Origin of the sequence: Bilophila sp. 4_1_30, assembly GCF_000224655.1 — a bacterium.
GTDB classification, from domain to species: domain Bacteria; phylum Desulfobacterota; class Desulfovibrionia; order Desulfovibrionales; family Desulfovibrionaceae; genus Bilophila; species Bilophila wadsworthia.
The window spans coordinates 561,743-572,142 of sequence record NZ_JH114231.1; the positions used below are offsets into that span (position 1 = coordinate 561,743).

Sequence of the window (10,400 nt, forward strand, 5' to 3'; positions counted from 1 at the left end):
AGGGCAACGGCTTTTTGCCGCCGAGCGGCCTCGGCGTTGACGCCTATGGTCAACAGCAGATCGCACAGCTCCAGACACCACTGGCATTCCCCTTTCCGCACGGCCTCTTCCGCCGCCCGCAACACGGCGTCCGCCCCTCCCGCCAGCGCAACGGCCTTTTCCGCGCGTTCCTTCGGCGGCAACGGGTGCAGATTAGTGGGGTTACCGTCGAACCACCCCAGATACGCGGTAAAGATGGCCCGGACCGTCCATTCCACACATCCGTAATACTCTCCCAGATACGGCAGCGAGGCATACTCCTGCGGGAGTACGATTTCGGAAGCCAGGGTGTCTATATCCTTTCCTTCATTCATGCCCGCAAGCGTTTTCTCAAGAACATACCGAATAGCATCGCGGAAACCCGTCAGCACGCTCCGGACCTCCTCCTTGCCACACAGCGGCCGCGTATGTCCGGGCAGCAGGTAGGCCGCCGAATAGGACAAAATCTCGTCGAGGCTGTCCAACCAGCCCGCTATGTCGCGGTATTGGCTGCCGCGTATGGCGTACAGGTTTGGCCAACAGCCGTAATAGTTGTCCCCGCAGCACAGCACTTGCCTCTCCGGGAGCCAAATCATAATCTGGTCGTCCGTTTCGCCGGGGAGCCGGACCAGTTCCAGCCGGACGCCATCGATTTCGCGGACGACCTTGTCCTCATCGTAGACGGTCGTCGGCTGCCGGAAAGCTCGGGACTCCCCGTAGGCAAGCCCTTCGCGTATCCCGATGCCTTGGGAGATGTTTTCCTCATCGCTCAATGCATACCCGAATTGCCGGATGCCGCGCAGGTTCTGGATATCCTGCAACATTTCCGTTTTCTTCAACACGGGGGTTGCTGACGCGAAGGCGATGATTTCCGGGTCCGTACCGGAAAACGCCCCGGCTCCGCCCCGGTGATCCGGGTGACCGTGCGTATACAGGATGGTCTTAACCGGCTTTTCAGTCTTGCTCCTGATAATCTCCAGCAGCTTTTGCCCCCGCTCCAGCGTATCAAGTGTATCGACCAGGATGACGCTGGTGCGGCCTTCGATGATGACGGCGTTGCTGTGGCCTACGCCGAGGACATGCCAAATGCCGGGCACAATGGGCGTTATCGTTTCCTTATAAGATTTTTCCGTAAATGCAGTGAGTTCTGCTGCTCCGTTTGGCTTCAACATGGTCTTTAACGCTCCTTTTCCGGTTTGACGCGTCTTGTTCGCCTCTACAGGCGTTCTTACCGTCGTACAGTATGCTGACGGAGAACTCAACGAACTTTCCGCCGAATGGAGCAACCATAGCCCTTGTCTGCTTGCGCCATTGGATGCAACGCCATATCCTGACAGGAGAAAAACAGGGTATTCCGTTTTTCATCTATGGACCATTTCACTGACAGGTGAAAACAAGCCAAACGCTGTAGGCTATGGGGTTCAAATGAATACCCCCCACTCCCAGCCTTCGGCCCTGTCCTCAGGCCATTTTGAAACGAACGGAAAGTCACGCAGGAAAAACTCGCGGAAAAGGCGGGCGTGGTCACATCCTACATCAGTATGCTGGAAAGCAGCCCAAAATCCCCTAATCTGGAAATACTGTTCGTGTTGGCGGAAGCTCTCGGGGCAAAGCCGTCTGAGCCCATCTTTGCGATGGAAAGCTCTTTGGCCGAGGCCCCTTCAAAAGCCTGCCGGATAAAAATGTGACCAGTGGCAGCTCAAAAAGCCAAAGCCGGGGTCTGACACGGCCGTGCCTCTTGGCGTATATTGTGACGGTTCCCGCCTCAAACAAACAGCCGTAGCCAATAGATAGGTATGGTGTTCCGCCGTATAATGTTGGAGAGATATTGGTTCACCCCCAACCATACCGCTTAGGCCGTCACCCTACAATGTTGACAGCCTGTTGTGAGACTTTGGCCCCTCATGCCTCACCTCATGAACGGCTTATTCGAGCTAAACTCCCCACTGAGACAAAAAACACAGGAAAAACCATGAACAACGGATGCGGGAAAATCGCAAAACACGTCATGCCCATGATTCTCAGGCGCTACAGGGATGCTGCGGGGTTGCCCCAACAGCAGCTTGCTGACTACGGCGAAGCCAGCAAGGGTTTCATCTCCGTACTGGAGGGCGGGCACAGCGTCCCCAATGTGGATATGCTGATTACGCTTGCGAGGGCGTTCGGCGTCCGCCCCGGCGAACTGCTGGACGCCGTTGTGGACGAAACGGAAAAAAGAAATGCCGCCACAGTGAAGACGGCCTCTTAGGACCGGCCTCATCTCGGACGGCGTTCACGCTGTCTCTTCAAGCAACATTGCGTACGGTAACGGCAAAAAACAGGACCACCTTTTCCGGAAAGGTTCTCCATCCCCACGGAGGGAATCGCTAAGCGCGCATGGGCCGCCCAAACAGGACGGGGGCCACCGCAAACACGGAGACTATCGCCATCAGCACATAGATGTATTCCGCAGAGAACGCCGAAGCGATGAACCCAAACAGCAACGGCGTCAGGATATTGGTGGAGCCGCGAGCGAACGTATTGACGGCGAACAGATCATCGTAGGCTTGAGGATCCGTCACCGGTTCCACAAGCAGTGTCTGCAAGACGGGGACGGTCCCTTTGGTGACGATGCCGAGCAGGATGGAGGTGACTATGATCACGGGCAAGCCCTGTGCCGTCACCAGTACCGCCAACAGAGCGGACATAAGCAGTTTGGATGTGATGAAAACCTTGCGGGAACCGAAAATGCCCACCAGCCGCCCGCAGGCCATTTTCCCCGCGAAGCAGCCCACGGTGAAGGCCAAGGCGAAACTGCCGATGACCTTGGGATCCATCCCCTTGGCGAACAGCAGGAACGGCAGGAAAGCGAAAATTTGATCGCCGCTGAAGCCGTCCAGAATATTGGCGACGACCGTGGACGCCGTATGGCGATCCCGCAGAAGCGAAAGAGGCGGCAGCAGGGATTGCGCCTTCTTGCGCTCCTCGCAGGGCGAACCGCCAGCGTCCCCGTTCCGCAGCCACATCCACAACAAGTACAACGTAATGCAACAGGCAGCAGCCCCGAACAGGGCGCAGACGATCCGCCAGCCGGGGATTCCGGCAAAGCTCCAAGCCGCGAGGAATCCGGCGAAAGCGGTGATCGGAATCCGGCCGATGTCGCCTATGGCCGTGAAGTCCCCCAACACCTTGCCGAGCGTGGGACGCTCGGTGCGCGCCGTGAGATACGAAAACGCCGCGTTGTGGAACACGCCATACCCCATCATGGCAATGACGAAGAAAAAGCCCGAGAACCAGATATTCTGGGAGAACGTGTTCGCCACATACCCCACGCCGTACGCGCCGGTGATCAGGCACAGCGTACGCAAAAAACCGAACCGCTGCGAACAGCCCTTCGTGCCCAGGCCCGCCAGCGTGCCCAGCAGGGCCGCAACCGACAGGATGACCCCCGCGTCCTTTTCCTGCGCGCCAAAAGCGACGATCATGAACGACAGCAAAATGGGCACGCTGTCATACAATCCGTCCACGATCACATGAAAAATCTGCAACAGTGTGGTGGTCCGGTCCGCAAAAAAACGCATGTCGAGCCCCTTGTCGGTTAGAATCCCTTCGCCTTTCAGCGAATCGCATACTGTTCGGGAAGCTATGTTGACGACCGGGCCGGATCAGCGGCGAACCGAGCCTGACGGAAGCAGCCTCACTATAACGCTGTTAGAGTGGATGTCTACCGCGCCTTTCGGAATTAAGAGGAAAAAGAGGCGGGACGCCAAAATGCCCGATCCCCGGATGCCTCGGGCACCAGGGAGTCGGGAACAGATGTCAGGATATGGGGAAACGCCGCCAGACGGGAAGCCCCCTCCCCCACTTTGGGACCGGAGTCAACCCCACTGACGCGAGCGGGACAAAGACGGCCAAGGGCCGACCCGTTTTCCGGACAAACCGCCTTTTTCCGATCAACGCTCTGCGTGCCCACCCTCCCCGGCAAGAAGCTCGGTAAATTCCGCTGCGGGCATCGGGCGGGCGAACACGTAACCTTGGATGATGTCGCATCCCGTCGTCTCCAGAAATGCCACCTGCTCGGGCGTCTCGACGCCCTCGGCAACCGTGGCCATCTTGAGTTCCCCGGCCATGCGCATGATGTTCCTGATGACGATATTGGCCTGCTCATCGTCTTTCGCCGTACGGAAGAACATGCCGTCGAGCTTGAGCACGCTCACAGGCAAGGCCTTGAGCACATTGAGCGAGGAATACCCCGCCCCAAAATCGTCTATGGAGCACTTTATCCCCGCCCGGCGAAATTCATGCACGGCGGAACTCAACAGCGCCACATTGTCGAAAAAGATGCTCTCGGTAAACTCCAATTCCAACAGGCCGTCGGGGATGGCGTACTGGGACTTTATCCCGATGTACCGTTCAACGAAATCGGGCGTGTGGAACTGCATCTGCGACACGTTGACCGACAGGGGGCGGGGCTCGATCCCGGCGTCGAGCCATTGGCGCAACAGACCGCATACAGATGTAAACATGAACTGATCGAGCTTGACGATAAAGCGGTTCTTTTCAAAAAGCGGAATGAATTCACCGGGTGAAAGGAATCCCTGATCCGGGCTCTTCCACCGCACCAGAGCCTCCCCGCCCGCGAGGGCCCGGGTGCCGACCCAATATTTCGGCTGGATGTAGACGAGGAATTCCCCATCGGCAAGAGCCTTTTCCATGCGTATTTCCAGATCCTTTTCCCGCAACAATTTATCACGCATGGTGCGGTCGTAAAATTTCCACTGGGCCGCGCCCTTCATCTTGATCGTCTTCAAGGCCATGTTGGCGCGATCCAACAGCGAATTGATGTCCGAGGCGTCGCTGTCTTCCACGCAACAGATGCCGGAACGCAACTCCAACTGGTAATTTTGCTCCCGGGACACGATGAAACCATTGAGCGCACGGGAATACGCCTCGCAATACGTCACAAGCTCCTCTTTCCCCTTGTAGGGGAACAGCACCAGAAACGCATCGGCCAACATGCGCGCGACAAGCACCGGGCGGGGCGCTTCGCGCTCCAATATGCGCGCAAAGGCTTTCAGCAGCGCGTCCCCTTCCGAATACCCCATCACGTCGTTGTATATCTTGAAGTTGAGCATGTTGATGGATAGGAGTGCGCACGGGAGCCCGTCCCGGGCTTGAAGCATCCCTTCGCCATCCTGCCTGAACTTCGTAAAATTCCGTACTCCCGTGAGCTTGTCCGTATAGGCAAGCGCGTAGATCTCTTTCTGATAGCCCCGCGTGATGTACAGGTAAATGAGGAAGCAGATCAGAAAACCCACAAAAATCAGGAAACAGATAAACAATGTTTTCTGAATAATGGAGTTCGCTTCCCGCATAATCTCCACATTGGGGACAACGGAAACGATATACCATCCGTCCATCTCGGGCATGGGGACATAGCAAAAAACAAATTCCTCATGCCGGTTGCTGAACATGGCTATGCCCATTTTGCCGTTTTTCAAGGAATTGCGGAACGACTCCACCACATCCGGGTTGTTCTCGCTCTGGCTGATGAGATCGAACAGGTTGGAAAAGGTCTTGTTGCTGGCGGGATGGACTGAGCGCATGGCAATATTGCCGTCCGGGGCCACCACATAGGAAAACCCCGTATTGTTATAGAAGGACATGGCATAGGTGGCGTACAGAGTCTCAACATTATAGCCCTTGAACAAGTACGCCTTGCGCCCGTCGGGGAAATCCACCACCGTATAGATGGTGAATGTCCTCCGCCCGGTCCCTCGGTTGCGGTATGGGAACAGCAGGCCACTGCTCTCGTGCAATCCTTTGAAGGTCTCCATTTCCTGAGGCGTGAGCGTAACGGCGAGCCCGGTGTCCACATAGCCGGTCCCATCTTCGAAAATCAGGGCGGAAAGGTTGCCCGTATCGGAAAGAAACCTCTTCAACTTACTGCGGATACGCCCAGAATCGGAGGATTTTCCCTGCTCAAGTTCGTTCGCCAGCATACGCAGCATTTCAAGATCTTTGATATATCCGCGCTGGAGCACATTCGCGCCGCGCGCGGTGCTTTCCATAATGTTCTTGACCGAATTATCCCACAGGGACTGCTGAACCGAATGCATGAAATCAAACGAAATCCAACACAACACCCCGAAAAGCAAGGCAACGGCGGAGCCGATAAACAGGTTTTGCCTTCGCGACGTCATCATGACTGTTTTCCCTCTTTTCCCTGTTGGGCGTCGCGCAAGGCTTGAATGACGCTTTCCGTCGCTTCCTCGGCGGACGCACCGGAAAGGATCAATTCGATACCGGAATCAAGCCTGTGCCAAAGATTATAGCGCAGCCTGATATCCGAATGGAAGATCCCCCTCCCCGCATCCATGCTCTTCCAAAGCGGATGTACCGCTTTGTCAGCGGGAAGGGGCGCGTTCTTCAGCGGACTGAAGCCGCCCTGCCCATCATTAAAAATCAGGATGTTCTCTGGGCTCGTCAGCCCTTCCACCAACTGGACGGCCTGCGGCACATGCTCACTCCGCGAACTGACCGAAAGCGGCGTATCAAGGCCGAGCACGGTGACAGCCCCTTGGCTGGTCACCGGAAGAGGAAAAACGGAAAAGCGAAACGCGGATTGCGCCTTGCCAAGTACCGGGGAAAACCAGCTGCCACCGATCATGAACGGTTGCTCTCCCGCCGAAAAGAACATGCCGGGCATGTTTTCCCGTATCAGGACGAGGTCGTCGACATCAAAATACTCTTTGTCGCGCAGCAGAGCCAGAAAAAGGAACCCTCTCAGCAGTGTTCGCCTCAAAAAGGCCTCATCCGTATTGAGCGAATGAAAGAAGGCGTTGGCGTCCCCAAAGACGACGGGCTCATAGGCCCTGGCAATGAGCAAAGCACGCAAACATTCCCGGGTCACGGCAAGAGGGGTGATCCCGATGCGGTGGAAGGCGGCACAGGCGGCAAGGAACTCGTCCAGAGTCTGTGGGACCTTCAGCCGGTTCCGCTCAAGCATGTTCAGATTACAGAACAGGCCGAACGCTCCAAGGCTGGTCGTCACATACGGGATGGTGTCACCCTTCCGCATTTGCGCGAGGACTTGCTGACGGTACGCTGCCAAGGTCGGCAGGCTGGAGAGATCGGCAAGCACCCCCTCCGGTAATTGATATCGGGAGTCCAGCGAAAGCATGAACACGTCGTCAAGGCTGTTTGAACGGATACGCTTCTTGAGGATACAAGGATACGTGCGTAACGGGATCCATTCGTAACTAACGAGGATATTAGGATGTGATTTTGAGTAGTTATTTAAAACATGCTCTGTGACTGCCTTATTTTCGGACGGGTATTGAACCCCCAAAAACGTCAGCAGGACTTGCGGGTACAGGGCGGGGTTATCGTATTCCACATTCTGATTGCCCCGTTGGAAATAAAAACCGGATAAAAGAAAGCATTGCGAGAGGATAAACAAAAAAAACAACTTTCTCATAAAGAATACCGGAAGGACTTGGCAGTTTTGATGATACGCTTGCTTGTCACGTAAACAGCTTTACTAAAAAAACGGCTTGCCTATACAAGAAAGAAAAAACGGCTTGTTGGCTATTGTTATTTAAATGATATACGAATAGCAACGCTGAAATCGTCAATAAAATAACTTTTGGATAGCAAAAAGAAGGAAGGAGAGCAACCAGGCGCGCCGGATTGCCTGCTCAGCCTCATGTGCCATGTGACCACTTTGTACACGGTACTACTTCAAAGTGGAGGTTGTTCCCTTGCCGTGGAGAAAACGGCCGCAAGCGAAACCGACGACGGACTCCACCGGCAAGCCATCAGGTTCACCTGCACAAGCGGTGCGCTGCGCCGGTCATCGGCTTCCTTTACCGCCGTTTCCCTTAACACAAAGATATCCTCCCGCGAGAGCGCATCCGTTTTCCGGAAAACACGGCCTCAGACAGAGGGGAAGCCTCTTTCCCTGTGTATCAAAAGGAAAAAGCGGTGGACAAGCCGCACATTGCTCAAGAATGTCCAAAGGCAATTGAAAAAAGTTCCCGATTACGATATCGTTTTACCCCATAATCCGTTGCAGCATGAGGTATTGGAAGCCATGAAGCGTTTTTTTCAAAATAGGCAGTATGATGTGCTTGTTTCCTTACGCCGGCTTCTGCTCACGGCGGCAGTACTCTGTTTGTTTTGTATCCCTTGCTTTGCCGGAGAATGGTCCGTTTCGTTAGGCATGAACGGAGGTGACGCGGATACGATAACCGGCGATCTCAGCCTGCGGTATACATTGAATCCGTTTTATGGAAACGACATGTTGGAAATACGCCCCTTAATCGAATGTGCCGGCGTCTATTGGAAACGGGATCACGATACTATCTGGGGAGGCGGCATTGCGGGCGGAGCCGTTGTGGATTTCTGGCGGGAAGGCTCTTGGCGGCCTTATGTGTCGGGGAGTTTCGGCGGCTTCATGCTTTCCGACAATAAAATCGCCTCGCATGCACTTGGCTGCAACTTCCAGTTCCGCACCAAAGGAAGTGCCGGTATCCGCTTTGGAGAATCCTATCGCCATGATGTTCAGGTTGACGTGGCCCATTTTTCCAACGCCGGCCTCAACAACCACAACTCCGGCTTCAATACCTATGGCGTTTCATACGGGTTCCGCTTTTAGGCGCCCCCTGAAAAGGAAGCGGCCTATCCCCGTTACCACGACAGGTTGCTTGGAGCGGCGCCACTCCTTCCGCTCCATTGAGCCAAGACAATAAAGAAGGCCGGGGACGTTTCCGATCCTCGGCCTTCTCTTATGCCCTCAGCGCCCAATGCTCTTGAGCGCCTCTTATGCCAAGATGCCTTTTCCCACTGGTATCAGCGCCTTTCCCTTATGGCTGTAGGATCCAGGCTGATGGAGGCTTCAAGGCTCCCCCCCCTCCCCGATACGGAAGAAAGGCATGGAGAAGAATATATCAAAACCCGGCGAGCGTCATGACTTTCCGGGCTTCAGCTATTGCCGCTCCCGGCGAAAACCTGTTTGACGAAAGCAGAATACACGCGGCCTTTGCGAGAAGGCCTCGATACGCCGGATCAAGCGATTCAGGGAGGTTCATCATAATCTGCTTCACATCACCCATAGCGTCCTCAGCCAAAAGCGACGCATCCGTGGTTTCCAAAAGACATGCTGCCAATACGAGTTCTTCCTTGCGTAAGCTCATCATTTGCCTCCCTGTGAATATATCGTTATTTGGAAAGAAATATAAGGTATAAGAATAAGAATCACTGTATCCATTTTAAGGAAAAGACCACATGGCGGATCTGAAGAATATGACCGGAACGGAAGCATTCCAACTCGCAAAGGATGAAAGCGCCCTTACTATCGAAGAAATCGCTGAACGGCTTACCGTTTCTCCTTCTGTAATCAAACGCTATCTCAATGCAGGGGACAACTATCTCCCCAGCCTGGAAATGATACCGCGCCTCTGTTCAACACTGGGCAACAATATCCTTTTGCGCTGGCTGGAAGCGCAAGTCGAAACGGAGGAAAACGCCGTCCCTCCCGCCCAAAACAGGACCGAGGTATTGACCTCCGTAGTCCGCGCCGGGGCCGCTCTCGGCAACGTGCAGCGGATTCTCGCGGAAACGCAGGTCATTGTCCCTCACAATGCCCGCAAACTCCGCTCCGCCCTGAATGACGTCATCACGGAATGCCGTGTGGCAAAGGAATCGCTCCAGCCTTTGGCGGCACGCAAAGATCTGGCCGAATGTACTCATATATTGTGTATGAAAAAGGCTTCTTTTGATAAAGAAAACCTCTTTCAGAATTGGCGGAAACCGAAGAGAAAAAACTGATCGTCAACGAGTGACGACGCCTTTACGCGGCCTCCCTTGCTACGGTGTTTGAATGCCTGTTTGAACGTCGACCGCGCCACGTTCGGGCTGCCCTTCTCACGTGGAGGCCTGTATACCTTTATAGGTAAAGAATCCGCATACCGGAATCGGAGGAAAAGCCGGAATCCAACGCAGCCTCCCGGGCATAAAAGGAACCCACCGGCCTAGCCGGTGGTTCTTCATATGCGCCTGTAAGGCTCTGTTACCAGCAGCGCCCTAACAGGCGCATAGCGAATCTGGCGTCGGCATTTCTGTTACTTGCGGCCCGTAAACGGACTACCCGGGTAGGGAAGGCAAAGCTGCGTACCCAGTTTATCCTCTTCCAGCTGTTTCTTTATGTAATCCCTAATCTTCTCTTTGTTCTTGCCTACCGTATCCACGTAGTAGCCCCGGCACCAGAATTCACGATTGCGGTATTTGAACTTCAGATCGCCAAACTCGTTCATACAGCATCAGGCTGCTTTTACCCTTCAGATACCCCATAAATCCAGACACGCTCATCTTGGCGGTATCGTCCTAGCAGCATATGTACA

7 protein-coding genes and 2 pseudogenes are annotated in these 10,400 nt (G+C 54.8%); 4 read left to right on the forward strand and 5 right to left on the reverse strand.

The window, feature by feature from the left end:
* A partial coding sequence (locus HMPREF0178_RS02710; protein WP_009378846.1) for an alkyl/aryl-sulfatase occupies positions 1–1,190 on the reverse strand: 1,190 nt, incomplete at its 3' end.
* Positions 1,191–1,508: 318 nt separating this feature from the next.
* On the opposite strand from HMPREF0178_RS02710, the pseudogene HMPREF0178_RS22970 reads away from it, so the two are divergent.
* Together HMPREF0178_RS22970 and HMPREF0178_RS02720 are read left to right on the forward strand one after the other, a co-directional pair.
* Positions 1,509–1,706 (forward strand): annotated as a pseudogene (locus tag HMPREF0178_RS22970) (helix-turn-helix domain-containing protein); the annotation flags it as partial.
* A 284-nt stretch (positions 1,707–1,990) separates the two neighbouring features.
* Positions 1,991–2,266, forward strand: coding sequence for a helix-turn-helix domain-containing protein (locus HMPREF0178_RS02720; protein WP_009378847.1), 276 nt, complete (start codon positions 1,991–1,993; stop codon positions 2,264–2,266).
* A 118-nt stretch (positions 2,267–2,384) separates the two neighbouring features.
* Here the strand turns inward: HMPREF0178_RS02720 and HMPREF0178_RS02725 are convergent, their stop codons facing one another.
* From HMPREF0178_RS02725 to HMPREF0178_RS02735, 3 genes are all read right to left on the reverse strand, one after another.
* A complete protein-coding gene (locus HMPREF0178_RS02725; RefSeq protein ID WP_009378849.1) occupies positions 2,385–3,578 on the reverse strand; it encodes an MFS transporter in 1,194 nt (397 codons plus the stop codon).
* Positions 3,579–3,950: 372 nt separating this feature from the next.
* Complete coding sequence (locus HMPREF0178_RS02730) at positions 3,951–6,203, reverse strand: EAL domain-containing protein (protein ID WP_009378851.1); 2,253 nt, start codon at positions 6,201–6,203, stop codon at positions 3,951–3,953.
* Positions 6,200–7,396 carry an ABC transporter substrate-binding protein gene (locus HMPREF0178_RS02735; protein WP_232281169.1) on the reverse strand — a complete coding sequence of 399 codons (1,197 nt, stop codon included), beginning with the start codon at positions 7,394–7,396 and terminating at the stop codon, positions 6,200–6,202. The genes HMPREF0178_RS02730 and HMPREF0178_RS02735 overlap by 4 nt, the downstream gene beginning before the upstream one ends.
* Positions 7,397–7,645: 249 nt before the next feature.
* Here HMPREF0178_RS02735 and HMPREF0178_RS22320 point away from each other — a divergent pair, with 249 nt between their 5' ends.
* Together HMPREF0178_RS22320 and HMPREF0178_RS02750 are read left to right on the forward strand one after the other, a co-directional pair.
* Positions 7,646–8,656, forward strand: coding sequence for an acyloxyacyl hydrolase (locus HMPREF0178_RS22320; protein WP_232281170.1), 1,011 nt, complete (start codon positions 7,646–7,648; stop codon positions 8,654–8,656).
* 629 nt (positions 8,657–9,285) lie between these two features.
* Positions 9,286–9,828, forward strand: a complete 543-nt coding sequence (locus HMPREF0178_RS02750; protein ID WP_009378857.1) for a helix-turn-helix transcriptional regulator — start codon at positions 9,286–9,288, stop codon at positions 9,826–9,828.
* A 293-nt stretch (positions 9,829–10,121) separates the two neighbouring features.
* Here the strand turns inward: HMPREF0178_RS02750 and tnpA are convergent.
* Positions 10,122–10,371 (reverse strand): annotated as a pseudogene (gene tnpA / locus HMPREF0178_RS02755) (IS200/IS605 family transposase); the annotation flags it as partial.
* Positions 10,372–10,400 lie beyond the last annotated feature (29 nt).